Origin of the sequence: Rhizobium sp. AQ_MP (assembly GCF_014237835.1) — a bacterium.
Lineage (GTDB): Bacteria > Pseudomonadota > Alphaproteobacteria > Rhizobiales > Rhizobiaceae > Allorhizobium.
The window spans coordinates 286,524-310,238 of sequence record NZ_JACJVI010000004.1 but is presented as its reverse complement, the minus strand read 5'-3'; the positions used below and the strand labels follow the sequence as shown (position 1 = coordinate 310,238).

26 protein-coding genes are annotated in these 23,715 nt (G+C 62.5%); 8 read left to right on the top strand and 18 right to left on the bottom strand.

The window, feature by feature from the left end; genetic code table 11:
* Positions 1–73: 73 nt before the first annotated feature.
* The 9 genes from H6M51_RS09575 to H6M51_RS09535 all read right to left on the bottom strand — a co-directional run bounded on the left by H6M51_RS09575 (position 74) and on the right by H6M51_RS09535 (position 9,126).
* Complete coding sequence (locus H6M51_RS09575; RefSeq protein ID WP_185809627.1) at positions 74–811, bottom strand: 16S rRNA (uracil(1498)-N(3))-methyltransferase; 738 nt, start codon at positions 809–811, stop codon at positions 74–76.
* Between the two features lie 18 nt (positions 812–829).
* Positions 830–2,335, bottom strand: a complete 1,506-nt coding sequence (locus H6M51_RS09570; protein ID WP_185809626.1) for an inorganic phosphate transporter — start codon at positions 2,333–2,335, stop codon at positions 830–832.
* 169 nt (positions 2,336–2,504) lie between these two features.
* Positions 2,505–3,014, bottom strand: a complete 510-nt coding sequence (locus tag H6M51_RS09565; RefSeq protein ID WP_185809625.1) for an NUDIX hydrolase — start codon at positions 3,012–3,014, stop codon at positions 2,505–2,507.
* A gap of 184 nt (positions 3,015–3,198) precedes the next feature.
* Positions 3,199–3,948, bottom strand: a complete 750-nt coding sequence (locus H6M51_RS09560) for an HAD-IIB family hydrolase (RefSeq protein WP_185809624.1) — start codon at positions 3,946–3,948, stop codon at positions 3,199–3,201.
* A complete protein-coding gene (locus H6M51_RS09555; RefSeq protein ID WP_185809623.1) occupies positions 3,945–5,282 on the bottom strand; it encodes a glycosyltransferase family 1 protein in 1,338 nt (445 codons plus the stop codon). The genes H6M51_RS09560 and H6M51_RS09555 overlap by 4 nt, the downstream gene beginning before the upstream one ends.
* 107 nt (positions 5,283–5,389) lie before the next feature.
* A complete protein-coding gene (locus tag H6M51_RS09550; protein ID WP_185809622.1) occupies positions 5,390–6,073 on the bottom strand; it encodes a lactate utilization protein in 684 nt (227 codons plus the stop codon).
* 3 nt (positions 6,074–6,076) lie between these two features.
* Positions 6,077–7,501: a LutB/LldF family L-lactate oxidation iron-sulfur protein gene (locus tag H6M51_RS09545; RefSeq protein WP_185809621.1), complete on the bottom strand. Its 1,425-nt coding sequence runs from the start codon at positions 7,499–7,501 to the stop codon at positions 6,077–6,079.
* A 24-nt stretch (positions 7,502–7,525) separates the two neighbouring features.
* Entirely contained in the window at positions 7,526–8,299 is a 774-nt protein-coding gene (locus tag H6M51_RS09540) for a (Fe-S)-binding protein (protein WP_185809620.1), read from the bottom strand.
* Positions 8,296–9,126 carry a FadR/GntR family transcriptional regulator gene (locus H6M51_RS09535; protein WP_185809619.1) on the bottom strand — a complete coding sequence of 277 codons (831 nt, stop codon included), beginning with the start codon at positions 9,124–9,126 and terminating at the stop codon, positions 8,296–8,298. The genes H6M51_RS09540 and H6M51_RS09535 overlap by 4 nt, the downstream gene beginning before the upstream one ends.
* Before the next feature lie 165 nt (positions 9,127–9,291).
* On the opposite strand from H6M51_RS09535, the gene H6M51_RS09530 reads away from it, so the two are divergent.
* Positions 9,292–10,563, top strand: a complete 1,272-nt coding sequence (locus H6M51_RS09530) for a DUF3422 family protein (RefSeq protein ID WP_185809618.1) — start codon at positions 9,292–9,294, stop codon at positions 10,561–10,563.
* Here the strand turns inward: H6M51_RS09530 and H6M51_RS24620 are convergent, their stop codons facing one another.
* The gene (locus H6M51_RS24620) at positions 10,564–10,899 is read right to left on the bottom strand and encodes a type II toxin-antitoxin system HicB family antitoxin (RefSeq protein ID WP_185809617.1); all 336 of its coding nucleotides are present in this window, start codon (positions 10,897–10,899) and stop codon (positions 10,564–10,566) included.
* A complete protein-coding gene (locus tag H6M51_RS09520) occupies positions 10,896–11,150 on the bottom strand; it encodes a type II toxin-antitoxin system HicA family toxin (protein WP_185809616.1) in 255 nt (84 codons plus the stop codon). Before H6M51_RS09520 ends, H6M51_RS24620 begins: the two co-directional genes overlap by 4 nt.
* A gap of 132 nt (positions 11,151–11,282) precedes the next feature.
* Here H6M51_RS09520 and H6M51_RS09515 point away from each other — a divergent pair, with 132 nt between their 5' ends.
* Complete coding sequence (locus tag H6M51_RS09515; protein ID WP_185809615.1) at positions 11,283–12,701, top strand: DUF6880 family protein; 1,419 nt, start codon at positions 11,283–11,285, stop codon at positions 12,699–12,701.
* On the opposite strand, the gene H6M51_RS09510 is transcribed toward H6M51_RS09515, so the two are convergent.
* Positions 12,698–13,594 carry a LysR family transcriptional regulator gene (locus H6M51_RS09510; protein ID WP_185809614.1) on the bottom strand — a complete coding sequence of 299 codons (897 nt, stop codon included), beginning with the start codon at positions 13,592–13,594 and terminating at the stop codon, positions 12,698–12,700. The two genes, H6M51_RS09515 and H6M51_RS09510, sit on opposite strands and share 4 nt — an antisense overlap.
* Positions 13,595–13,732: 138 nt before the next feature.
* On the opposite strand from H6M51_RS09510, the gene H6M51_RS09505 reads away from it, so the two are divergent.
* The 5 genes from H6M51_RS09505 (at position 13,733) to H6M51_RS09485 (ending at position 18,810) form a co-directional block, all read left to right on the top strand.
* Positions 13,733–15,166 carry an FAD-linked oxidase C-terminal domain-containing protein gene (locus H6M51_RS09505; protein WP_185809613.1) on the top strand — a complete coding sequence of 478 codons (1,434 nt, stop codon included), beginning with the start codon at positions 13,733–13,735 and terminating at the stop codon, positions 15,164–15,166.
* A 160-nt stretch (positions 15,167–15,326) separates the two neighbouring features.
* Positions 15,327–16,535 carry a glycolate oxidase subunit GlcE gene (gene glcE / locus H6M51_RS09500; RefSeq protein WP_185809612.1) on the top strand — a complete coding sequence of 403 codons (1,209 nt, stop codon included), beginning with the start codon at positions 15,327–15,329 and terminating at the stop codon, positions 16,533–16,535.
* Positions 16,532–16,912 carry a DUF4870 domain-containing protein gene (locus H6M51_RS09495; protein WP_185809611.1) on the top strand — a complete coding sequence of 127 codons (381 nt, stop codon included), beginning with the start codon at positions 16,532–16,534 and terminating at the stop codon, positions 16,910–16,912. Before glcE ends, H6M51_RS09495 begins: the two co-directional genes overlap by 4 nt.
* A gap of 49 nt (positions 16,913–16,961) precedes the next feature.
* Positions 16,962–18,275: a glycolate oxidase subunit GlcF gene (gene glcF, locus H6M51_RS09490; protein WP_185809610.1), complete on the top strand. Its 1,314-nt coding sequence runs from the start codon at positions 16,962–16,964 to the stop codon at positions 18,273–18,275.
* A 61-nt stretch (positions 18,276–18,336) separates the two neighbouring features.
* Complete coding sequence (locus tag H6M51_RS09485) at positions 18,337–18,810, top strand: hypothetical protein (RefSeq protein WP_162548141.1); 474 nt, start codon at positions 18,337–18,339, stop codon at positions 18,808–18,810.
* Between the two features lie 78 nt (positions 18,811–18,888).
* Here H6M51_RS09485 and H6M51_RS09480 read toward each other — a convergent pair whose 3' ends face one another.
* Entirely contained in the window at positions 18,889–19,575 is a 687-nt protein-coding gene (locus H6M51_RS09480; RefSeq protein ID WP_185809609.1) for a L,D-transpeptidase, read from the bottom strand.
* A 91-nt stretch (positions 19,576–19,666) separates the two neighbouring features.
* Positions 19,667–20,497 carry a L,D-transpeptidase gene (locus tag H6M51_RS09475; protein WP_185809608.1) on the bottom strand — a complete coding sequence of 277 codons (831 nt, stop codon included), beginning with the start codon at positions 20,495–20,497 and terminating at the stop codon, positions 19,667–19,669.
* A gap of 206 nt (positions 20,498–20,703) precedes the next feature.
* Between H6M51_RS09475 and H6M51_RS09470 the strand changes: the two genes are divergently transcribed.
* Positions 20,704–21,339: a DNA-3-methyladenine glycosylase I gene (locus H6M51_RS09470; protein ID WP_185809607.1), complete on the top strand. Its 636-nt coding sequence runs from the start codon at positions 20,704–20,706 to the stop codon at positions 21,337–21,339.
* A 3-nt stretch (positions 21,340–21,342) separates the two neighbouring features.
* On the opposite strand, the gene H6M51_RS09465 is transcribed toward H6M51_RS09470, so the two are convergent.
* The 4 genes from H6M51_RS09465 to H6M51_RS09450 form a co-directional block, all read right to left on the bottom strand.
* A complete protein-coding gene (locus H6M51_RS09465) occupies positions 21,343–22,008 on the bottom strand; it encodes a DNA-3-methyladenine glycosylase I (RefSeq protein WP_185809606.1) in 666 nt (221 codons plus the stop codon).
* A 7-nt stretch (positions 22,009–22,015) separates the two neighbouring features.
* Positions 22,016–22,723 (bottom strand): HAD family hydrolase, encoded by a 708-nt coding sequence (locus H6M51_RS09460; protein WP_185809605.1) that lies wholly within the window; start codon positions 22,721–22,723, stop codon positions 22,016–22,018.
* A 99-nt stretch (positions 22,724–22,822) separates the two neighbouring features.
* Complete coding sequence (locus tag H6M51_RS09455; protein WP_185809604.1) at positions 22,823–23,206, bottom strand: DUF305 domain-containing protein; 384 nt, start codon at positions 23,204–23,206, stop codon at positions 22,823–22,825.
* Positions 23,207–23,272: 66 nt separating this feature from the next.
* On the bottom strand, positions 23,273–23,665 hold the full coding sequence (locus tag H6M51_RS09450) for a hypothetical protein (RefSeq protein ID WP_185809603.1): 393 nt from the start codon (positions 23,663–23,665) through the stop codon (positions 23,273–23,275).
* Positions 23,666–23,715 lie beyond the last annotated feature (50 nt).

Below are 23,715 nucleotides of genomic sequence, written 5' to 3'. Positions count from 1 at the left end.
TTATGTGCCGTGCAAGTGAAATTCTCTGCAGCACGGCTCAAAAAACTGGAACGACTTGAGATGCGGGAAGAGACTAGCGCCAGTCGCCGATCGCAGCCTGGACGACGGCCAATGCAGCCACTGCTGCCGTGTCTGCTCTGAGGATGCGCGGGCCGAGAGGAATGGCCGTCACGAAAGGCAGGGACCGCAGGAGCACGCGTTCCTCGTCTGAGAAGCCGCCTTCCGGGCCGACCAGCAGTGCAAGCGACCTTTCCTCGATGCGCGACAGGGCGGGCAGAGGGTTCTGCGTCGCGCTGTCCTCGTCGCAATAGATGATCCTGCGCTGCGCCGGCCAGCGGTCGAGAAGGTCTCGAAGCTTCACCGGCTCGAAGACCCTGGGTATTGCGAGGATGCCGCATTGTTCGGCGGCCTCGACCGCATTGGCCTGCAGCCGGTCCACGCTGCCGATCTTGCCCTGCACATGCTGTGTCATGACGGGCTGCAGCACGCCGGCACCCATCTCCACCGCCTTCTGGATCAGATAGTCCATCCGGCCGACCTTCAGCGGGGCAAAAAGGAAATGCAGGTCTGGAACCTCAGGCTGCGGCCGCGTCTCTTCGACAGGCGTGATCAGGATCTTCTTGCGCGTCGGAAAATGCACTGCCGCTTTCCACTCGCCCTGTCGTCCGTTGAAGACGAGAAGCTCAGCCCCGTCCTCGAAGCGCAGCACATTGGCGAGGTAGTTGAACTGCTCCGCCGTCGCCTCGAAGGCCTGATTCAAGTTGAGGTCGGCGGTCACATAGAGCCGCTGCATCCGGTAATTGGCACGCATGAAGTCTCGTCTCCGGGATCAAAGAGCGAGCTGAGACATAACCCAATAGAGCAGAGCTGCAAGGGCCGCAGACGCCGGAACGGTAATGATCCACGCCGCGACGATCGTCATGAAATGAGAGCGGCGCACGAGGTAGCGCCGGCGAACCTCTTCGGAGTTGCGTTCGGGCTTCGGCTCCACCTCCCAGCGCTCCGCCTTGGCCCGCATGTATTCGACGCGGCGCTTCGAGTTGCGGGTGTACCATTCGCGGAAGAAACCGACACCGAATACGGCACCCACGGCGATATGGGTCGAGCTGACGGGAAGCCCGAGTGCGGAAGCGAGGATCACGGTCGTCGCTGTCGACAGCGAGACACAATAGGCCCGCATCGGGTTGAGCTTGGTGATCTCTTCGCCGACGATGCGGATCAGGCGCGGGCCGAAGAGCAGGATGCCGAGGGAAATCCCGATTGCGCCGATCATCACGACCCAGAGCTGCGGCTGCCCGCCCTCCACGAGGCCGCCGGCGCGCGTGGCCTCGACAATCCCTGTGAGGGGGCCGATGGCGTTGGCGACGTCGTTGGCGCCATGGGCGAAGGAAAGAAGGGCTGCCGCGAAGATCAACGGCAGACGGAAGAGTTTGCGCAGCGACTGGTTGCGGTTTTCGAGCCCCGCCGCCTGATGGCGGATAAGCGGCTTGACGACAACCCAGGCGACCAGGCCACAGGCAAGACCGATCACAACGGCGGTTTTCAGTCCGATCGTCATGATCTGGCTCAGACCCTCGAGGCTGAGATAGGTGATGAAGGTTGCGGTCATGACCGCGATCAGGACCGGAACCCAGCGCTTCGCAGCTTCGATCTTGTCTTCACGGTAGATGATGAATTCCTTGATGAAGGCGAGCACCAGCGCGGCGATTGCGCCGCCGAGAAGCGGCGAGATCACCCAGCTTCCGGTGATCCCGGCGACAACGCCCCAGTTGAGGCTGCCGATGCCGGCCGCTGCCACGCCTGCGCCGAGTACGCCGCCGACGATCGAATGGGTGGTCGACACCGGCGCGTTCACCCAGGTGGCGAAATTCACCCAGAGCCCGGCCGAGAGCAGGGCTGCCATCATCACCCAGACATAGGCGCTGGCCGTCGGCGTCACCGAAGGATCGATGATCCCTTGCGATATGGTCGCGACCACCTGGTCGCCGGCGATCATCGCACCGGCAATCTCGAACACCACCGCCATCGCCAGAGCCGCGCCCATGCTGATGACGCGGGCGCCGACAGCCGGGCCGACATTGTTGGTGACGTCATTGGCGCCGATGTTCATCGCCATGTAGGCAGCCAGCGCTGCGGCGGCCATGACGATGGTCGTGCCGGGCCGGTCCATGGCGGCGCCCGCGGCGACGATCGCGGCCAGTATGAGAAATATCAGCGCCAGACCATAGGGGGCAAGTCCTCGCGAGACATACTGCGAGGCTTCTTCGACATGCGCGATCTTCTCCAGATCCTTGTCGAGGGTCGGCTTTACGAGCTTTGGCGTCGTCTTGCCCATGGCAAATGCTTTCCGGAAGAGGCTCCCTTCCGGTTCCTCATACGTGACATGGTGGCAGAATGATGTGAAACGAAGGTGGCGACCAAATCACCGCAGACTTCGCTTCGATCCCGAAGGCCTAGCGGCAAAGTCTCTTGGGTTCAATATGACAGTATCGTGACAAGAAGTTTCAGGCGACGTTGGCCTTGATCTTGAGACTGTCGGCGACGGGATTGGTTTGCTTTCCGAAGGCAAGGAACAGTGCCTTGAGCTCCGGTTCGTCCACTCGGGATGCCGCTTCCTGGCAGCTCACCCATTCGAGATTGCGGCTGCCTTTCTCAGGAAACTCCTTGAGCAGGCTTTTGACTTCCAGGGCATGCACCTGCACGCGGGTCAGCACCTGATGCCCACCCCGCATGCGCTTCATGTAGCTATAGTAGCCGAAGGGTTCGCGGCACGCCTTGCCCTTGATGCCAGCCTCTTCATACGCTTCCTGTTCGGCAATCGCATGCGGCAGCTTCCCGGGCATGTGCCAGCCCTTCGGAATGACCCAGCGACCGGTATCCCGGCTGGTGATCACGAGAACCTCGAGTTCGCCCGTCTTCTTCTTTGTCCGATGACAGATCGCAGCGAATTGCTGCCGCGGCGGACGCTGCAGCATGAGTTTGAGGTTGGATGTGATGCGGCCGATGATACCCAATGAACTTGCACCTCGATTCGTTGATGAGAATACGCCGAAATACCCTTAAGGCGCGACGCCGAGTATTAAAAAGCAGCGCTTTTCACGCGATGGTTATTGCTGCCTAACAGGTGTGAACCGTCAGGGTTCAATTCAATGCGACATTCGGCACCCACGCATCGCCGTTTTACGACATCGGGACCGATTAGAATGCCGCGAATACGCCAAATTGTCTCAGTCCGTCGATCACGCCGTTTGCGGCGACGCCTTGGCTCAAGAACATGCCGGCTCTGCCCTGCGCCAGGCTGATGAGCTCGGGGAGAGCATTGCCGGGCAGGATCCCGCGCACACCATCCAGCTCAAACATGGCCCGGTCGTTGCCGGTGTCTCCGGCGACGACGACCTCATCGAGCGCGATTCCGATCTCTTCACAGAGCCAGGTCAGGGCTCTCCCCTTGTCGGCGATTTCCGGCAGCACATCGAGATCCCGCGCGCTGGAATAGACGATCCGAGCACGATGTCCGGAACCAGCGAGATGCTGTTCCAGTTCCAGGATTTCTTCGACCGTTGCGTCATGCAGATACCAGCTGGACTTGTAGTCATGCTGGTACTGCGCCGGCTGGCGGGTCAGCCGCTCCATCATGACAAGCTCGGCTTCGATGAGATCGACGTCGAACCCTTCAGCAATCAGCGCGGTGTAATGCTCCGATAGATGCGGATGTGTCTGCGAATGCAACATCGTGCCGACGCCGCCGATCAGGAAATCCGCTGGCGGCAGTCCTTCCGCGAGGGTGAAGTCGAGCATGTCCTCGATCAGCCGTCCACTGTTGTAGACGAGAAGTGGGCGCTTCCCATAGGGCAGCGCCTGCCAGAGCCGCGCAAACTCCCGCGACGCGTCGCGATCGCCCGCGAGCGTTCCGTCGAGGTCGGAGGAAAAGAGGCGTACCGGTTTCAATCCCCGTCGTTCCATGGCTCTGCCCAGTCGCTTTCTTCGAGAGCTTGCGCCACTGGACGGCCTTCCACAAGGGCCACGAGTTGCTGGGCGATCCCGGTCCAGGTGAAAAGGCTTCGGGCCTTGTGTGCCCCCATGCGTGACAAGCGCCCGTAAAGCCTCGGATGCTTGAAAGGCTTCATCATGGTGATGCCGAGATCGTACTTGTCAAAGGGGTCGGCAAACAGCGCATGGCGGCCATAACTGACGGCCCGAAAGAGGCCGCCATGGATCGTGACGATCGTCGGCGTGCCGCTCGCCATTGCCTCGATCGCAGTCATGCCGAAGGGTTCGTAGCGACTGGAAAGTACGAAAAGATCGGCGGCGCGATACATGTCGGGCAGATCTTCGTCCGGAATGAAGCCCGAGAAATCGACCTTGTCGGTGATGCCGAGATCGGCAACCTGCTGCTTGAGCTGTGAGAGGATAGACTGTTCCTGCGCGTCGAGGTTCTCCCCGCCGAGCGCAAGCCTCAGCCGCGCGTCGGGCACGCGTTCCGCGAGGACTGAGAAGCCGTCGATGAGAAGGTCGTAGCCCTTGTTGGTGGCAAGCCGCCCCAGGGCGAGGACGGTTTTGCCTTCGAATCCGAAGCGCTGGCGTACCATCTGCCGCGAGGATTCCGACACGGGATAGAAACGATTGTCATCATAGCCGGGCGGGATCATGTGCACGCGGTTGCGTGCCAGCCCGTAATCCTCGGTCAGCATGTCCAGCTGGATGGGGGTCGTCGCGATCACCAGCTGGCAGCTGCGATAGATGATCAACTCGTGCTGGATACGTTCCTTGAAGTTGAACTCCTGCTCGAACAGGTCGGCGCGTTCGGGATAGTCGGTCTCCATCTGCCGCTTCTTCCAGATGCCGAGCGAATGCGGCGTGTGGATATGCGGAACGCGCAGCGCCTCCGACAGGCGCTGTCCGGCCACACCGGCATCCCAGTAATGGCTGTTGATGAAGAGATAGGAGAGACCCTCGCGCTTGATCCAGCGTAGCGCCTTCTCATTCCACTCCGTCAGATGCCGGTGGAGATATTCCTTGGCGATGAAGTCGCGGCCGCCGCAGGGAATGCGCACCACCCGGACATTCTCGTCCACCTCGTCGATCTCGGGCTGGTCTTCGAAGCGACGGGTGAAGATGTCGACCTTGTGTCCGAGCTGGGCTATTTTCTTTGCGAGCTCAAGAACATAGACCACCTGGCCGCCGGTATCGGCAGCCCCGAGAGGCGGCTGGGCGGCCACGTAGCCATGCGTGGAAACGAGCGCGATGCGCGGCGTTTCGTGCGGATCCGTTGGTAAAGCCATAATCCCCACTCTGGAAAATTCGTTCGTTTGAAGAGCGTAAGAAACGCCTCGACGATACGATTGTTCCATTTTTGGGGTCGGCGCACCGTTGGAAGTGCGCCGTGAGCTCAGTTTAGGCTAGGCTCTCCGACGATGACGATGTGGAGCGCGCGCGGCCCATGCGCCCCGAGCAGCAGCGTCTGCTCGATGTCGGCCGAGCGCGACGGCCCGGTGATCAGGTTGACCGTGCGCGGCATGATGTCCCCCTGTGCTGCGCGCAGACTTGCCCAGAGGCTCTCCATGTCGCCAACGATGTCAGATGCCGCGACGACGACGATGTGGTGGTCGGGCAGGAAGTTGAGCGTTACCGGATTGTCGGGGCCGGAGAGCACGCAGAGCGTACCCGTCTCGGCAATGCCGCCGAAGGCATGGCTGACCGCGACGAGGTCGTTGCCGTCGGAGGCGCCATCCAGGATCTCAAGCGCTCCGGCGCTCTGCCAGGGCAGGTTCACAAGTCTGGTGTCGGCACCGATCCGGATCGAGGCCGGCAGATTGCGCTGTTTGAGATACTCGGCGACCGACTGAGGCAGGGTCTCGCGCGAGGTGAGCCGCTCCGTCGTCGCATTGTATTTCTCGGCCATGGCGATGAAGAGTGCCAGCCGCTCCTCGGCCGGCAGCTGGCCGCGCTTGGGGATAATCCCGCGCGGACGCTCGGCAAGTCGTGTAGCGACAGTTGCGGCACGATCGGTGTCACCTGCGCCCACTTTCAGCGAGGTACGGATGCGGGAAAGAATGGCCTGGCGGCTGTCCATGGGTCAGGCTCCCTGCTTCTGGCGTGCGGCCCATTGCTGGGCAAAGGTCTGTCCCTCCGGAGCCGGCAGATCGCGGACGCTGGTCCAGCCCGACGCGAAGGGGAGGGCGGCGATCCGCCCGCGGCTGCCGCCAATGACGCTCAACATCCGCGCGCCGACTGACGCCGCCAGCCGGTAAAGCTTCGGCCGCTTGGCAAAGAAGGCCCAGACACCGAGGCCGTAGCGTGCCGTGGCCGGGTTCAGGTGCTTCTCGAACTCGCGCTCGCGCCAGTGCCGCATCATCTTTGGCAGCGGAATATGCATGGGGCACACGCTCTCGCAACGTCCGCAAAAGGTCGAGGCATTCGGCAGGTGGCCTGAAATGTCGACGCCGAAAAGCGAAGGTGTCAGCACCGCGCCCATCGGCCCCGGATAGACCGAACCATAGGCGTGGCCGCCGACTGCGTGATAGACCGGACAGTGGTTCATGCAGGCACCACAGCGGATGCAGCGCAGCATGTCCTGGAATTCGCTGCCGAGCATCGCGGTACGGCCATTGTCGAGCAGAATGACGTGATACTCCTCCGGCCCATCAGTGTCCTCGGCGCGGCGCGGCCCGGTGGAGAATGTCGTGTAGACCGAGATGTCCTGACCCGTCGCGGAGCGGGCGAGGAGCCTCAGGATCTGCGAGCAGTCTTCGAGTGTCGGCACCAGCTTCTCGATGGAGGCGACGACGATGTGCACCTTCGGCAGCGACTGCGTCAGGTCGCCATTGCCCTCATTGGTGACGATCACGGAAGTGCCCGTTTCGGCGATCAGGAAGTTCGCGCCTGTGATGCCGACATCGGCCTGGAAGTAACGCTTGCGCAGCACCTGCCGCGCCTCCGACAGCAGCGTTTCCGGCGCCGTCAGGTCACGATCGGCATCGAGATGCGTATGCACCCGGCGGAAATCCTCTTCCACTTGCTCCTTGTTAAGATGCACGGCTGGCGCGATGATGTGGCTAGGATGTTCGCCGCGAAGCTGGATGATATATTCGCCGAGATCGGTCTCGACCGGTTCGATCGCATGCTCGGAGAGGAAGTCGTTGAGGTTGATCTCCTCGGTGATCATCGACTTGCCCTTGGTCACGGTCTTGGCCCCGACCCGCCGGCAGATGTCGAGCACCAGCCGGCGCGCATCCTCGGCACTTTCCGCCCAGTGCACATGTCCGCCTGATGCCGTCACCTTGCGCTCATAGGCTTCGAGATAGAGGTCGAGATGGGCAAGCGTATGGTTCTTGATCTCGCGACCCTTGTCGCGCAGGGCGTCGAATTCGGGAAGGGCGGCCACGGCGGCCGCACGCTTGGCGATGAAACCCTTCTCGACATTGGTCAGCGCCTTCTGCAACTGGCCGTCGGCCAGCGCCCTGGCGGCATTGTCCTTGAACTGCGGGGCGGTGAATTGCATGCCTTCGTCCTCCCTTTGTGTCCACTACTTGCGGCTGCCGGCAATCGGCCGGCCGTCGGTCATGCCGGCCAGCACTTCCGCGACATGCCGCACCTCGATGGATGAGCCCTCGCGCTTCAGCTTGCCCGCCATGTTCATCAGGCAGCCCATGTCGCCCGCGAGCAGCAGCTCGGCGCCGGTCTCGGCAATCATTGCCGTCTTCTTCGAGACGATCTTGCCGGAGATATCGGGATACTTGACGCAGAACGTTCCGCCGAACCCGCAGCAGACATCTGGTCCGGACATCTCCTTGAGGTCCAGCCCTTCGACGCTCGACAGCAGCGCGCGCGGCTGTTTCGCGATGCCAAGCTCGCGCAAGCCCGAACAGCTGTCGTGATAGGTCACGCTTCTGTCGAGCTGCGCCTGCACGCGTGTCATGCCGCGCACGTCGGTCAGGAAGGAAACGAGCTCGAACACCTTGTCCGAGAAGCGCCGACAGCGCTCTTCCCAGCGGACGTCGCCCTTGAAGAGTTCCGGATAATGCATCTTCAGCATGGCGCCGCAGGAGCCGGAGGGCACCACGACATAGTCGAAGCCCTCGAACTGCTCGATCACCTGTTTGGCCAGATCGCGCGTATCCTTCGTGTCGCCGGAATTATAGGCCGGTTGGCCGCAACAGGTCTGGGCGATCGGCACATGCACGTCGCAGCCGGCATCCTCGATCAGCTTGGCGGCTGAAAAGCCGACACTCGGCCGGAAGAGGTCGACCAGGCAGGTGGCAAACAGGCCGACCTTCGGCCGCGATTGGGCTTGGCTCACGCTTTCGTCTCCGTCTTGGAATTGCCGGCAGTGCGGTTCCCGCGCCCGCCATCGCGCCGGATCAGCCTGAGTTTCGCGACGCGTCCCCATTCGCCCGCCCGCGCGCTTTCGTCGGCCGCGCGCATGACGAAATCGATATGCGCCTGCGCTGCGGCCTTGGCCGCTTCGGGATCGCCGTCGAGGATCGCGTCATGGATGGCCACATGCTGCTCGAGCAGCCGCTCCCGCGCATTGGGCAGCGAGAACACGGCCTTGCGATTGAAGAAGATGCCCTCCGACAAGAGCCGGTAACAGGCGCGCATCGTGTGCAGCAGAATGATGTTGTGGGCCGCTTCGCCGACGGCATTGTGAAACTCGACATCGGCGGCGAGCTCGTCCTCAGGTTCCTGATCCACATGCGCGCGGCGCATGTCCTCGATGATCCGCGTGAGCAGCGCCTTGTCGGTTTCCGTCGCCCGCTGAGCGGCCAACTCCGCCGTCAGGCCCTCAAGTTCTCGGCGATATTCGAGATAGTCGCGCGTGGCGCGGGCATGCCGCGAAATGAGATCGGTGACCGGCTTGGAAAACACCTGGCCGATGATGTCGGCAACGAAGGTTCCGCCGCCATGATGGCTGAGCAGAAGTCCCCGGCTTTCGAGCTCCTTCAGCGCATCACGCAGGATTGGCCGGGAGACCTCCAGCGATTGCGAAAGCTCCCGCTCGCCAGGCAGGCGATCTCCGTCGCGCAGCACGCCATCGAGGATCAGAAGCTCGATCTGCTGCACCACTTCGTCTGCCGTGCGGCTGTGGCTTACGCCGGAAAACAGCGTCTCTTCGCTTTCGTTCATCAGCCTCTCTCCATACCGTTTCATAGCAAGTGAAATGCTAACTGGTCAACTTTCTTGTCCAGTTAGAAATGCTCCAGTCCTGGAAGGTCGAGCTGTGACGTTTGCACCTTTGCGCAGAAGTCGACGCGCTGCTAGCTTGCAGCCTGGGCAAGGGAGACGATCGGCGTGGCGAAGGGTGATTTTGCATTTCCAATGGCGCCGGAGCGCGCGCTGGCGCTTGGGGAGATCCATGCGCGGCCTTATGCGCTGGTCAAATCCGGCCGCGTGATCTTTCAGCTTGCCTTCATGATGGATGGCGGCTCAGCGGTCCATCACGCTGCGATCTCGGAACTGTCGCGCGCTCGCGGCGTCGCCCCGCCCGAGAAGAATGGCCGTTATCATTCGCTCGCCTGGGGCCAGGGGACGTTGCGCTGGGAACGGCACACGGAGTTCTCGACCTGGTTTTGGGACGGGCCTCTGCCGGACAAGTTCGGCGGAGAAGTGCCCGTCCATCCCTTCGGGGATGGTTTCACCGCGCCGGGGCCGCTGATCTCCGGCATTCGGCTTGAATTGAGACCCGAGAGCCCGGAGACGGTTGAGGCGCGCGGCGTCTTCGATCCCGCAAGCCTCTGCTACAGCGAGTTGAAGAACGGCCAGGCAGCCGTTCTCACCGACTTTCGCCAGGACGGTCACGGCCTCACCCAGATCCTCGTCATCGACAGAGGCATGACCGAAGCCGGTCGCGGCGCCGTCGTCCAGCGCCTGCTCGACATCGAGACCTACCGCACCATGGCCATGCTCGGCCTGCCGCTCGCCCAGACGCTCTCGCCCGAGATTCGCCGCATCGAGGACGGCCTGACTGCCGTCACCCAGCGGATGAAGGCCCATGCCCGCGACGAGTCCGACGAGATGCTCTCCGAACTCACGCGTCTCGCCGCCGAGCTCGAAGCCAATGCGGCCTTGAGCCTTTACCGTTTCGGCGCAAGCCGTGCCTATGACGGCATCGTGCGCGAACGCATCAAGACGCTGGATGAAACACCAGTACCCGGCCACGAAACGCTCGGGGCATTTCTCGAACGCCGCCTCGCGCCCGCCATGCGCACCTGCCAGTCCGTCGAGGAACGCCAGGCCAACCTCTCGCGCAAGCTGTCGCGTGCGACCGCGCTTGTCCGCTCCTGGATCGATGTCGAGCTGGAGCGGCAGAACTCCGACCTTTTGACCGCCATGAACAGCCGTGCCGAAATGCAGCTACGACTGCAGCAGACGGTGGAAGGCCTCTCGGTCGCCGCTATTTCCTATTATGTCGTCGGTCTGGTCGGTTATGCTGTGAAGGCCATTCCGCATGACGTCCTGCCCTTCGACCCCGCGATCATCACCGGCCTCTCGGTTCCACTCGCCGTGTTAGGCGTGTGGTGGGTCGTGCGCCGGATCCGCAGAAGTCACGAACAGGACGGATGATCAGTGCTCAGCCGCCTCGGCTATGACGTCGGCGATCCATTCGTTGAGGCTCTTGTCTTTGGCACGCGCTGCGATCACGGCTGCCTCGTGCAGCTTCGGATCGAGTCGTAGATTGAACTTGCCGGAAAACTGTCGATGGGGCTCGACGCCCTTTTCCGCGCACATCTCCAGAAAGACGGCGAGCGATATGGCGCCTTCCCGGCGCAGGGCCTCGATGCTTTCGCCGTAGAAGTCCGCTCCGCCGTTCAGCCCTAGAAACTCCCCGCGCAAGAGACCGAGATCTGGATCGAGCGAGACCACGGCCTTGTGGCCATCGATTTCGATCACATTGTTCATGGCGTCACTCCATTTTCTTCCAGCCATTTGCGGATGCTGGCGACCGCGCCCTTGTCCGTCTCCGGTGTCGGGTGCGGCCTGTGAAACACCCTGACCTGCCCGAACAGAAACACGCCGATGCGTGACCCCTCGCGCTCACTGACCTCGGCCCCGAGCGCGACGAACAGCGCCTCAATGTCCGACCAGCGGATCGTGCCGCTGACCGGTCGGGCGAAGATCTGCTCCAGCGTGGCCCGATGTTTCTTCTTCATCGTGAAATGATACCAGAAAACAGTACTGCATCAAGTCAGGCTCGGGAGCGGAAATCAGTCGATATGCTTTTGTCCTTGCCGAGCATGCATCTCCGTTCGATATAGAGCACGCGGAAATGGGTAACGGGCAGAATGGCGAAGCAGACCAAGGCTAAACTCGACAAGAAGGGGCTGTCAGGCCTCGGGCTCGAGAAACTGGTCGATATCCTTCTTGAGGAGGCTGCCGCCAACAAGGCGTTGAAGGCCAGACTGCAAACGGCGCTGGCCGGCGAAACCGGCCCGGATGAGATGGCCCGCCTGATCGACAAGCGCCTCGACGCGATCGATCAGGCCACGACGCGCATCAACCGGGCCCGCGCCCGTGATCTTGCCGGTGAATTCGCAGCGCTTGCCCGCAATATCCTCTCCGAACTCGGCGCTGCCGATCCCCAGGCTGCGGCTGAGCGAATCCTGCGTTTCCTGGGCCTGCGCTTCCCCGTTTCGGCCCGCATGGCAACCGACAATGCCCGCCTCTGGAAGGTCTTCGAGGACACGGAGCTTGCCGCAATCGAGCTCATCAGGATCGTCGGCGCCGAGGAACAGCCGCTGCTCGTGCCGCATCTCGAGCGTCTCCGTCTGCGCGACCGCTACGGCGAGCACACCGGTTTGCTGCGAGCCCTCACCGGCGTTGTCTCAAGCCCGGCTGCGACGGCATGGCGCAAGGTGCTGGCGGAGGTCGTCCCGTCAGAACCCTTGAAGCTCGGCGCGCTGGATCTCCTGCAATCGCTTGCTTTGCATCAGGGCGATATCGACGACTTTCTCGCGCTCGAACGCCAGAAGCCCGACAATCGTCGCGACACGCTGGCCGTGGCCAGCATGCTGCATCAGGCCGGCCGTTTCGAGGACGCGCTCGAATGGGTGCGTGAGCGCCCGCGCGGCGTGCGTCTCATCCCGGTCAACGGCGTGCTCGCCTCCGTCGGTCCGGACTACGGCGCCCATGAACGCCGCCTGCTGGAGGCCGAAATCCTCGAAAGGCTCAAGCGTCGCGAGGATGCCCAGGAACTGCGCTGGCGCGAGTTTGCCGAGACTCTGGATCCATCCGTACTGAAACTTTATCTTTCGAAGCTCGACGATTTCGCCGAGTTCGATGAACTCGACCGTGCCTTGGCGCTGGCGAAGGAGCACGAGGACATCTATCTCGCCCTCGATTTTTTCCTCGCCTGGCCGCGCCTGGATCTCGCTGCCGCCCATGTCCTGCGCCACAGCCACGATTGGGAAGGCCGTCACTATGACGACCTCGCCCCCGCCGCCGAAGCGCTTGCCGCCAAAGAGCCATTGGCCGCTGTCGTGCTTTACCGTGTGCTGGTCGAAGATATCCTGCGGCGTGGCATCGGCATGGCCTATCCCCATGCCGGGCGTTACGTCGGCGAAATCGCGCGCCTCATGCCGAACCTGCCGGAAGGCCATGGCCTCTCGACCCACGCCGCCTTTCTCGCGGAGCTAAGGCGCAATCATTCGAAGAAATATGGCTTCTGGAGCTCGGTACCGGGTGGGCTTTCGGCGCAGTCCTAACGCTCCCAATAGGGCACCGGCCCATACAACTCCGCCAGATAGTCGATGAAAAGCCGCACCTTGGCGGGTAAGAACTGGCGGCTCGGATAGACGGCCGACAGCGCCACATTGCGCGAGCTTTCATACTGCGGCAGCACCTGCACGAGTTTGCCGCTCTTCAATTCGGTTCCGACATCCCAGGTGGAGCGCAGCGCAATGCCGAGGCCGGCGATCACAGCCTCACGGATCACCTCGCTGGAATTGGTGATCAGCATACCCTCCGGTCGGAGCGTGACCGGACCGCCCGGACCCTCCAGCCGCCAGGATTCGTGGTTATGCGCCGGCAGGCAGCGGTGCCTTTTCAGGTCGTCGAGTGTCTCAGGAGTCCCGTGTTCGGCGAGATAGTCAGGCGATGCACAGAGCACGCGGCGCACCGGGGCAAGCCGGCGTGCGACCAGCGAGGAATCGTTGAGTTCGGCAATGCGGATCGCGAGATCGAAGCCGCCGCCAACGATGTCGGTGAACTCGTCTGACAGCACCAGATGGATCGCCAGATCCGGATGCGCCTCCATGAAGGGCTTCAGGTGCGGCGCGACATGCATGCGGCCGAACGAGGTCGATGCCGAAATCTTCAGCGTGCCGTTGACCTCCGACGAGCGGCCCGAGGCAAAGGCTTCCGCTTCTTCCAGTCCGCCGAGCACCGTCAGCACCCGCTCGTGAAACCCCTGGCCGGCCTCCGTCAGCGAGATCTGCCGCGTCGTGCGCTGCAGAAGCCGTGTGCCGAGCTTGTCCTCGAGCCGCTTGATGCGCTTGGAGACGACGGCAGGCGAAAGCCCCAGGTCGCGCGCCGCCGTCGACATGCTGCCGGCAGCGATGACGCGGACGAAGACTTCGAGATCACTGAGATTGGTCATGAGTGGCTGCTACTTTTTCCGATTTGGTCATAAGTGCATAGCATTTGCCCTGCGAAAGTCCTAGTGGTAAGAAAACTAGACCAGTTGAGTGGCGAGCGTCCTGCCGCTAGGATCGCGGCACATGGGGAGGATACCATCATGAGCGAGGCAATCGCCTTTCTGCCGCCGAGAGCACAAGTCCTGTCGCGCCGCGCCGAGATCCTGGCCGACCTGAAGGAGCTGGTGCCCGCTGGCCGCCTCGTCGCCGAAGACACAGCGCTGGTGCCCTTCGAAACCGATGGCTTCATCGCCTATCGCCGCCGCCCGCTCGCCGTCGTCCTGCCCGAGACCACAGCCCAGGTCGCGGCCGTGATGAAATACTGCCACCGCTATGGCATCCCCGTCGTCCCGCGCGGCGCCGGCACGTCGCTGTCGGGCGGCGCAATCCCGCAGGAAGATGCCGTCGTTCTCGGCCTCTCCGCCATGACGCGCATCCTCGACATCGACTATCCGAACCGTACCGCCACCGTTCAAGCTGGTGTCACCAACCTCGCCATCTCCGATGCCGTCGGCGCCGATGGCTATTTCTACGCCCCTGATCCGAGCTCCCAGCTCGCCTGCACCATCGGCGGCAACATCGCGATGAATTCCGGCGGCGCTCACTGTCTGAAATACGGTGTCACCACCAACAACCTGCTCGGCGTGAAAATGGTCCTCGTCGATGGCACGGTGGTCGATCTCGGCGGCAAACATCTCGATGCCGAGGGCTACGATCTGCTCGGCCTCGTCTGCGGCTCCGAGGGCCAGCTCGGCGTGGTTACGGAGGCGACCGTCCGCCTGCTGGCCAAGCCCGAGGGCGCGCGCCCCGTGCTCTTCGGCTTCGACAGCGCGGAAGCCGCCGGCTCCTGCGTGGCCGATGTCATCGGCGCCGGCATCATTCCGGTTGCCATCGAATTCATGGACAAGCCCGCCATCGAGATCTGCGAGGCCTTCGCCAAGGCCGGCTATCCGCTTGATGTCGAAGCGCTACTGATCGTCGAGGTCGAGGGCTCCGAGGCCGAGATGGACGCCATGCTGGCCTCGATCGTCGAGATCGCCAAACGCCACGGGGTGAAGACCGTGCGCGAAAGCCAGTCGGCAACTGAGGCCGCCCTCATCTGGAAAGGCCGCAAATCCGCCTTCGGCGCCACCGGTCGCATCGCCGATTACATTTGCATGGATGGCACCGTGCCGCTCAGCCAGCTCGCTTATGTCCTGCGCAAGACCTCCGAGATCATCGACCGCTACGGGTTGCGCGTCGCCAATGTCTTCCACGCCGGCGACGGCAACATGCACCCGCTGATCCTTTACAACATCAACGACCCGGAAGATGCCGCAAGGGCGGAAGCCGCCGGCATGGAGATCCTCAAGCTCTGTGTCGATGCTGGCGGCTGCCTCACCGGCGAACATGGCGTGGGTATCGAGAAACGCGACCTGATGCTGCACCAGTTCACCCAGGTCGATCTTGACCAGCAAATGGCCGTGCGTTCGGCTTTCGATCCGGATTGGATCCTCAATCCCTCCAAGGTCTTTCCACTGGAGGGCAGGGGATGATGGATCGTTCTCAGTACAAATTCGCCCCTCACCCTGACCCTCTCCCCGCAGGCGGGGAGAGGGGACGGAGACGTCACCGCACCCGGCCTTCTCCCCGTTTACGGGGAGAAGGTGCCGGCAGGCGGATGAGGGGCTTTTCAATAGCTTCGGAATCCACCCCATGCTGACCCCCTCGACCGAAATCGAAGCCGCCAAGATCATCCGCGAGCACGCTGCCAGCAAAACCCCGCTCAAGATCCGTGGCGGTGGCACCCGGGCGGGCTTCGGCAATCCGGTTGCTGCTGAGGCCACACTCTCCTCCGCGGGCCTCACCGGCATTGTCGAATACAACCCCGCTGAAATGGTCATCACCGCCCGCGCAGGCACCCCCGTTGCCGAGATCGAGGCAGCACTGGCTGCAAACGGCCAAGGCATGGCCTTCGAACCCGTCGACCATCGCGGCGCCATGGGCACTTCGGGCACACCCACCATCGGCGGGCTCTTTGCCGTCAACAGCTCCGGTCCGCGCCGCTTCATGGCGGGCGCTGCCCGTGACCATCTGCTCGGTGTCCGCTTCGTCAATGGCGCAGGCGATGTCGTGAAGGCCGGCGGCAAGGTGATGAAGAACGTCACCGGGCTCGATCTCGTCAAGCTGCTCGCCGGGTCTCACGGCACGCTGGGTTTCCTCACCGAAGTCACCTTCAAGGTTCTGCCGGTGCCGAAAACCTCCACCACCCTTGTTCTCTCCGGCCTTGAGGACGAGCAGGCGATGAAGGCTCTCGCCGCCGCCATGTCGCTCTCCGTCGAAGTCTCCGGCGCGGCCCACCTGCCGGAAAGCGTGCGCGGCCGTTTCATCGGTGGAAAGCTTGCAGATGGCGTAGCCACCGTCATGCGCCTCGAAGGCCTGGAGGCCTCCGTTGCCGTGCGTGCCGAAAAGCTGACGGCGGCCATGGCAGGCTTTGGACCGGTCAGCCGCCTCGATGATGCGGATTCGAAAACCCTCTGGCGTGAAATCCGTGACGTCCTGCCCTATGCCGATGGCACGGCGCGCCCGCTCTGGCGTGTGTCCATGGCACCGTCGGAAGCCTGGAAGCTCGTCGCCGGCTTGCGGCTGCGCGCCGGCATCGATGCCTATTACGACTGGCAGGGCGGGCTCGTCTGGATGCGCATGGAGGCCGATCCCGAAGCCGACGTCTTGCGCCATGGCATTCGCACCCTTGGCGGCGGCCACGCGACGCTTGTCAGGGCCGCACCGCTGGTGCGCGCCGAACTCTCTGCCTTTGAACCGCAATCGCCGGCCGTCGCTTTGCTTTCAGACCGAGTCAGGGCAAAACTCGATCCACACCGGATCTTCAATCCCGGTCTGATGATGCAAGGAGCTTTGCCATGACTGATCCACAATACCAGCCGCCCGCGACCTCGGGAGGCGAGGGCTGGTTCTCGCCTGGGCGTATGAATGTCCAGGTGGTCTACGTCCTTTATCTCGTGAGCTTCGTTGTCGGCCTCACCGGCATCGTCGGGCTGATCATGGCCTATGTGAACCGCGGCAAGAGCGCGGCCTGGGTCGATACGCATTACACCTACGCCATCCGCACTTTCTGGATCGGTCTGCTCTACGCGCTGATCGCCTCTATCCTGATGCTTGTGGCCATCGGCGTCGTACTGATCTTCGGCGTCGCCATCTGGATCGTCGTCCGCTGCGTCATCGGTCTGCAGAAGGCCTCGGCCGGCGAACCGATCGCCCGCCCCACCAACTGGTGGATCTGAATTGAAGTCACAGGAGCGGCCAGGTGGGCCGCTCCAGGGGAGGAAATGCGTGCAGACCAATTTCACCGCCGAACAGCTCGCCGATCCCCATGTCGCGGAAGCCGAGAGCATCCTGCGCAAATGCGTGCATTGCGGCTTCTGCACCGCCACCTGTCCCACCTATGTGACGCTCGGCAACGAGCTCGACAGCCCGCGCGGGCGGATCTACTTGATCAAGGACATGCTGGAAAACGGCCGTCCGGCGGATGAGCAGGTCGTCACCCATATCGACCGCTGTCTCTCCTGTCTGGCCTGCACCACGACCTGTCCTTCCGGCGTCGACTACATGCATCTGGTCGACCACGCCCGCACCCATATCGAAAAGACCTATAAGCGGCCGGTCGCGAACCGGCTGACGCGCAACATGCTGGCGATGGTCCTGCCCTATCCCGGCCGCTTCCGCCTGGCGCTCAAACTCGCGGCTCTTGGGCGGCCCTTTGCCGGCCTTTTCGACCAGGTGAAGGCCTTGAAGCCGATGGCTGCCATGCTCAGGCTTGCCCCCTCCAGGGTGCCGCCACCCTCGGACTACGCCAAACCCGCCACCCATGCTGCGTCAGTTGCCCGCCGAGGCCGCGTCGCGATCCTCACAGGCTGCGCCCAGCCTATCCTCGACCCCGGCATCAACGAAGCGGCGATCTCGCTTCTGACCCGCTTGGGCGTCGAGGTTGTCGTACCGCAGGGCGAAGGCTGCTGCGGCGCGCTCGTCCACCACATGGGGCGTGAGGAACAGGCGCTCGAAAGTGCCCGCCGCAATGTCGATGTCTGGACCCGTGCCATCGAAGAGGGCGGCCTCGACGCAATCATCGTCACGACTTCGGGCTGCGGCACCACGATCAAGGATTACGGCCACATGCTGCGCCTCGACCCCGCCTATGCCGAAAAGGCGGCGCGCGTTTCGGCGCTGGCGAAGGACGTCACCGAATATCTCTCCACCCTCGACCTGCCGATCTCGGAGACCAAGGGCCTGACCGTCGCCTATCACTCCGCCTGCTCCCTGCAGCACGGCCAGAAGGTGACGATGGCGCCGAAACTGCTCTTGAAGTCGGCCGGTTTCACGGTCAAGGACCCGCCGGAAGGCCATCTCTGCTGCGGCTCCGCCGGCACCTACAACATCATGCAGCCGGAAATCTCCGCGCGGCTTAAGGCCCGCAAGGTCAGGAACATCGAGGCCACGAAGCCCGATATCATCGCCGCCGGCAATATCGGCTGCATGACCCAGATCGGCTCCGCCACCGGCATTCCGGTGGTGCATACGGTCGAGCTTCTGAATTGGGCCTATGGTGGTCCGCGACCCAGGGCGCTCGATCGCCGCGCGTCAGCCTGAGCGAATTGTTAAGCGATTGCTGTAATAATTGTCCCGGGATGGGGCATCCCGGGAGGCCATCATGGCAAAGAAGATTTTGGCAGTCGCCTGCATGTTCATGTGTTCGTCGGTGACATCGGCGGCAGCGATCGAGCGCATCTACTGCGCCACATCCGACGCTGTGATCGACATGTCCCTGGAAAGCGGCTTCAGCAACAAGGATCAGGAGAGGATCGTCCATTTCCGCGGCATGGCTGGCGTGAAGGATAAGGCTGTCCCGTCAGGCTTCCAGCGGTTTCAGATCACCTCGAAAATGCTGAAGCAATACTGGATCGATGAGCGCGATCTGCGCTTCAGCATCCACGCCTTTGCGCCGGAGAGGGAACCCCTCTATCGCGTGTCCATGGCGATGATCACCGATCGCAGTTCGAGTACCGCAAAGCGCTTTAGCGGGCGCTACGACCTGAAGGTAGTCAAGCTGAAGATGGGCAGCGCCGTTGGTGGCGAGCCGATCCTCACGCATCAGGGGGACATCTTTTGCGACGTGAAGCGCTGAGCGAACTGAACCCTGGAATGAAAGACGGCCGCCCCATTTCGGATGCGACCGTCTGCCTCTAAAAACGGATCTTTCGCTTCATCCGCCGAAAATCGTGCGCAGGATGTCAACACCCTTGTCGTCGAAGGAGACGTCGCCCTGGCGGTTGCCCGGACCGATGACGATCACCTTGGTGCCGATATCGGCGCGCTCGTAGAGGTGCTCGACATCCTTGTTCATCATGCGGATGCAGCCCGAGGACATGTTAAGGCCGATCGTCCAGGGCTGGTTGGTGCCGTGGATGCGGAAGATGGTGTCACGACCGCCCTTGTAGAGATACATGGCGCGCGCACCAAGCGGATTGTCCGGACCGCCTTCCTGCACGACCGGCAGGATATGGCCCTTGGCGGCTTCGCGGCGGCGCATCTCTGCCGGCGGACGCCATTCCGGCCATTCCGCCTTGCGGCCGATCTTCACCACGCCCGACCAGCCGAAGCCTTCACGACCGACGCCCACCCCGTAGCGGGTCGCGCGGTTGTTGCCTTCGACATAGTAAAGGAACTTGTTGTTGGTATCGATGATGATCGTGCCCGGCTTTTCATCGGTGGTCAGCCGCACGACCTTGCGCTTGAACTTCTCAGGCACTTCCTTGCGCTGCTGCGCAACGAGCGTCACGTCGCTGGTCGTCTGGATGCGGTTGAGGCTGATGGCGCTGGCGGGCGCCGGCAAGGCGAGCGTGAGCGCGATCACCGCCACCGCCGCCTTGCGGAAAGTCGTGTTGAGCATTAGCAATCCCCCTGATTTGCAGGGCTTCAAGCCTAACTGCTTCGCCCTTCAAAGCAAGAGCTAATCGAGTCTGTGTGATCTGAGAAGCGCCTCAGATCACAATCACCTTCGTTCCGACCTTCACCCGCTCATAGAGGTCGATGACATCTTCATTACGCATGCGGATGCAGCCCGAGGATACGCCGTTGCCGATCGACCACGGCGCGTTCGTTCCGTGGATGCGGTAAAGCGTCGAGCCGAGATAGAGGGCGCGGGCACCCAGCGGATTTTCCGGGCCGCCCGGCATATGGGCAGGCAGGAAATGCCCCTTGGCCGCCTCGCGCGCGATCATCTCCTGCGGCGGGCGCCAATCCGGCCATTCGCGCTTGTCCGTCACCTTGTGAGTGCCGGCCCATTCGAAGCCCGGTTTGCCGACCCCGACACCATAACGTTTCGCCATGCCGTCTGCCATGACCAGATAGAGGAAGCGCTCGCGGGTATCGATAACGATCGTGCCGGGCTTCTGCTTTGTCTGGTACTCGACCATCTGTGGCAGGAATTTCGGTTCGATCTGCGTGCGAACGGGTTTTTCAGGCCGCATCGCCACCGGCTGGGCCGCTGGCTGTTGCGGGAAGAGCACGCGCCGCTGCTGCACAACGCGGCGCTGCTGCACCGGCTGCTGGCGGAGTAAGGGTTGCTCGCGAAGCACCTGCTGCGGCTGCACCACGCGCTGCCGGCCCGCCGGGATGGCCTGTCGCATCCGCTGCGGCGTTGTATAGCCGCGCGTCTGTGCGGGAACGCCGCCGAGCTGCATCACCCACGACGCCTGCAGGTCTGGGCTTACCATGACGGGCGGGCGGCTGCGATAGCGGTCGTTGGCGTGAACGGGCAGGGCAATCGAGAGGCTGGTCAGCAAGGCCAGAAACAGGGAACGCTTGGACATCGGACAACTCATGAACTTAAGGACCGGATGCGGCGGCACGACATGCCACCAATTCCCCCTGAAGGTGCCAGAGCGGAGCCCGCCATTTGGTAAAGACGCATTCATGAAAATGCGATCCGGTCCGTAAACCTTTCGGAAGGGTTAGCGCCCGGTTTGGAAAAATCGTGAACAAATGGTAAACGCCCTCAATGGCGGGAGGGAATCGCATGGAGACGATCGCAGAAGGCCTGATCCGGGGAGACGACGGTCTCGACCGTTGCTTCTGGCATGGCGGCCTTGAAGACTATCGTCGCTACCATGACGAGGAATGGGGCCGGCCTGTGACTGACGATGTCAGGCTCTTCGAGAAGATCTGCCTCGAAGGGTTTCAATCGGGCCTGTCCTGGCTGACAATCCTCAGGAAGCGTGAAAACTTCCGCGCCGCCTTTGCCGGCTTCGATTTTCATCAAGTCGCACGTTTCGGTGACGAGGATATCGCCCGCTGCCTGGCGGACGCCGGCATCATCCGCCATCGCGGCAAGATCGTCTCGACCGTCAACAACGCCCGCCGCGCGGTGGATCTGAAAACGGAATTCGGCTCGCTGTCTCGTTACTTCTGGAGTTACGAACCCGACGCCGTCGAGCGCCCGCCGCGCATGGATTATGCCACCCTCAAGGCCAATCCAACCTCGCCGACCTCGATCCGCCTGTCGAAGGACCTGAAGAAGCGCGGCTGGACCTTTGTCGGTCCGACCACCGTCTATGCCTTCATGCAGGCCATGGGCCTGGTCAACGACCACATCGAGGGTTGCTGTTGCCGGGGGACCACGGAAGAGTTGAGGGCTAGGCTCGTGCGCCCGTGAGCCTCAGTCGATGCTGATGGCAAGGATCCGGCTGATCTCGGTCAGGGAACGGCCGGACTGTCCGCGCCACTTGTTGAACGCCGCCTGCACGGCTGTTTTGTCTTTCGCCGATGTCGGTACTTTTCCGACCATGCCCTCGGCGATCAGACGGTTCACCACGCTTTGCGAGAGGATGAAGCTGTCGATACCGGCAAAGCGCAGGAAATACTGCCCCGTATTGCCGCCAAGCCGCGAACCCTTCTTCTGCAGAAGATCGAGCAGCCCGACATAATTCTCCGTCGGCCAGCTGGCGAAGAAAGCGGCTGCTGTTCCATGGTCGCGTGCCAGACCGGATAGAAAGACGGCATTCTCCTGCACCGCTCGGATTTTTGGCCCATGCCGCACGATCCGCGTATCAGAAACGAGACGGCCGAAATCCTCGTCATGCAGCATCGCGCAGCGTGCGATGTCGAAGCCGTGAAATGCGGCCTCGAACCCCGGCCACATGGCCTCGACGACCTTCCAGTTGAAGCCGGACTGGAAGATGCATTTCGTCATCAGCGCGAGGAAACGGTCATCCGGCATGGCCGCGATCTCAACCCGCGATTTTGGATGCCGCAGGCTCTCCAGAACACCGTCTTCGCCCTTTCGAGCGACGGCGAGTGCATAGATCTGGTCGAAGGATCGCATGAGGGCCTCAGGGCTGCAGGTTGGCGACGAGGTCAGGCACATGCCCGAGATCCGGGATCTCGCGGAAGCGGGGCGCCTCCTCGGGTTTTTCGACATGCTCCAGCACCCAGGTCAGTTCATGCGGCACGAACACGCCCCAGGCGCCAGCCGCGATTGCCGGCACGACATCGGATTTCAGCGAATTGCCGATCATCATCGATCGCTCCGGTCCCTCGCCATGCTTGCCGAAGATGCGCCGATAGGTGGTGGCTGTCTTGTCGGAGACGATCTCGACCGCGTCGAAATAGTCGCCAAGCCCGGATTGCGCCAGCTTACGCTCCTGGTCGAAGAGATCTCCCTTGGTAATCAGCACGAGGAAAAATTTGCCGGCCAGTGAGTCCAGTGCCTCGCGGGCATGCGGCAGGCATTCGACCGGGTGGCTCAGGAGATCGCGTCCGATGGCCAGGATTTCACTGATCACGGAGGAGGGCGCCCGACCCTCGGTGATCTCCAGCGCCGTCTCGATCATCGAGAGGGTAAAACCTTTGATGCCGAAGCCATAATGGGCAAGGTTGCGCTTCTCCGCTTTTAAGAGGCGCTCGGAGACATGATCGCCCTCGGCATAGTCGGTGAGCAGGCTGCGGAAATGGCCTTCCGTCAGTTTGTAATACTGCTCGTTCTGCCAGAGCGTGTCGTCGGCATCGAAGCCGATGACGGAGACAGGGCGGTTGGACATGACGCCTCCTTATCGATCAGGGAGCGTGAGACTAATCCCTCTCTCGGGCAAAGCAATGGCGCCCGTGAGCGCCATTGCAGTTTCGGGTTTCGACCGAGCTTACTGGCCGTTCTTGGCCAGCCACGCCTTCATCATGGCGATCTCGCCCTCCTGGGCCTTGATCACCTCTTCCGCGAGCTTGCGGATCTCGGGATCCTTGCCGTGTTCGAGCACGATCTTCGCCATGTCGATGGCGCCCTGATGGTGCGGGATCATGCCGCGGACGAAGTCGGCATCCGCATTGCCGGTGAGCGGCACGGCCATGTCCTTGTGCATCTTGGCATTGGCCTCCTGAAAGGCCTTGGACGACGGGCTGTCATGCATCATGCCGTGGTCCATCGTGGACATATCATGCCCCTGATGCATGGTGTTGTCCTGCGCAAGGACAACCGACGTGAAAAGCGCGGTCGCAAGCGACGCCGCAACGAATAGGGTCTTCAGCATTGAAGTCTCCTGTGCTGATCTGAAGATGGAATTGCGCAGCTAACGGGCTGTGCGCGTTTCATCCGATCAGGCGCGGGGAGGGGGCGTCAGCGGCGCCGTCATCTGCGAGACAAGCCTTGGGAGACGCGCAGGAGCCTCAGCGGCGCGTGCCGGTTTGCCACTCTCGGCAAGAACCGGATCTGCAGGCAGGGTAAGACAGGCCGCACAATGCCAGGCCGACTTCAAGGGTGTGGCAGGTTGATCGGTGCTGCCACTAGCGTCGGCGGCGATCGCTGACGGTACCGAATGCGGACAGTCGCTGTCGACCGCCACCTCGCTGGCCGAGACGGGCATCTCCGCATCGCCGCTCACCTCCATCGCATGCGCCACAGGCATCGCCATGGCCGACATGCCGGTCATGGGCATGGCGCCGTAGGCAAGCGCTGCGACAAGCAGCAAGAGGCGGGCGATCGATCTCATGCCCTGAAAATGGGCCGTCATTCAGACGAAAGCAAGGCATCCGAAGCGAG

Coding starts and splice junctions, on each gene's coding strand:
- H6M51_RS09465 (WP_185809606.1), bottom strand. CDS start 22,008: ATGCGATCCTTCGACCAGATCTATGCACTCGCCGTCGCTCGAAAGGGC.
- H6M51_RS09485 (WP_162548141.1), top strand. CDS start 18,337: ATGGCAAAGAAGATTTTGGCAGTCGCCTGCATGTTCATGTGTTCGTCG.
- glcE (WP_185809612.1), top strand. CDS start 15,327: ATGCTGACCCCCTCGACCGAAATCGAAGCCGCCAAGATCATCCGCGAG.
- H6M51_RS09570 (WP_185809626.1), bottom strand. CDS start 2,335: ATGGGCAAGACGACGCCAAAGCTCGTAAAGCCGACCCTCGACAAGGAT.
- H6M51_RS09495 (WP_185809611.1), top strand. CDS start 16,532: ATGACTGATCCACAATACCAGCCGCCCGCGACCTCGGGAGGCGAGGGC.
- H6M51_RS09555 (WP_185809623.1), bottom strand. CDS start 5,282: ATGGCTTTACCAACGGATCCGCACGAAACGCCGCGCATCGCGCTCGTT.
- H6M51_RS09520 (WP_185809616.1), bottom strand. CDS start 11,150: ATGAAGAAGAAACATCGGGCCACGCTGGAGCAGATCTTCGCCCGACCG.
- H6M51_RS09515 (WP_185809615.1), top strand. CDS start 11,283: ATGGCGAAGCAGACCAAGGCTAAACTCGACAAGAAGGGGCTGTCAGGC.
- H6M51_RS09510 (WP_185809614.1), bottom strand. CDS start 13,594: ATGACCAATCTCAGTGATCTCGAAGTCTTCGTCCGCGTCATCGCTGCC.
- H6M51_RS09455 (WP_185809604.1), bottom strand. CDS start 23,206: ATGCTGAAGACCCTATTCGTTGCGGCGTCGCTTGCGACCGCGCTTTTC.
- H6M51_RS09550 (WP_185809622.1), bottom strand. CDS start 6,073: ATGGACAGCCGCCAGGCCATTCTTTCCCGCATCCGTACCTCGCTGAAA.
- H6M51_RS09450 (WP_185809603.1), bottom strand. CDS start 23,665: ATGAGATCGATCGCCCGCCTCTTGCTGCTTGTCGCAGCGCTTGCCTAC.
- H6M51_RS09575 (WP_185809627.1), bottom strand. CDS start 811: ATGCGTGCCAATTACCGGATGCAGCGGCTCTATGTGACCGCCGACCTC.
- H6M51_RS09545 (WP_185809621.1), bottom strand. CDS start 7,501: ATGCAATTCACCGCCCCGCAGTTCAAGGACAATGCCGCCAGGGCGCTG.
- H6M51_RS09505 (WP_185809613.1), top strand. CDS start 13,733: ATGAGCGAGGCAATCGCCTTTCTGCCGCCGAGAGCACAAGTCCTGTCG.
- H6M51_RS09475 (WP_185809608.1), bottom strand. CDS start 20,497: ATGTCCAAGCGTTCCCTGTTTCTGGCCTTGCTGACCAGCCTCTCGATT.
- H6M51_RS09470 (WP_185809607.1), top strand. CDS start 20,704: ATGGAGACGATCGCAGAAGGCCTGATCCGGGGAGACGACGGTCTCGAC.
- H6M51_RS09460 (WP_185809605.1), bottom strand. CDS start 22,723: ATGTCCAACCGCCCTGTCTCCGTCATCGGCTTCGATGCCGACGACACG.
- H6M51_RS24620 (WP_185809617.1), bottom strand. CDS start 10,899: ATGAACAATGTGATCGAAATCGATGGCCACAAGGCCGTGGTCTCGCTC.
- H6M51_RS09535 (WP_185809619.1), bottom strand. CDS start 9,126: ATGAACGAAAGCGAAGAGACGCTGTTTTCCGGCGTAAGCCACAGCCGC.
- H6M51_RS09480 (WP_185809609.1), bottom strand. CDS start 19,575: ATGCTCAACACGACTTTCCGCAAGGCGGCGGTGGCGGTGATCGCGCTC.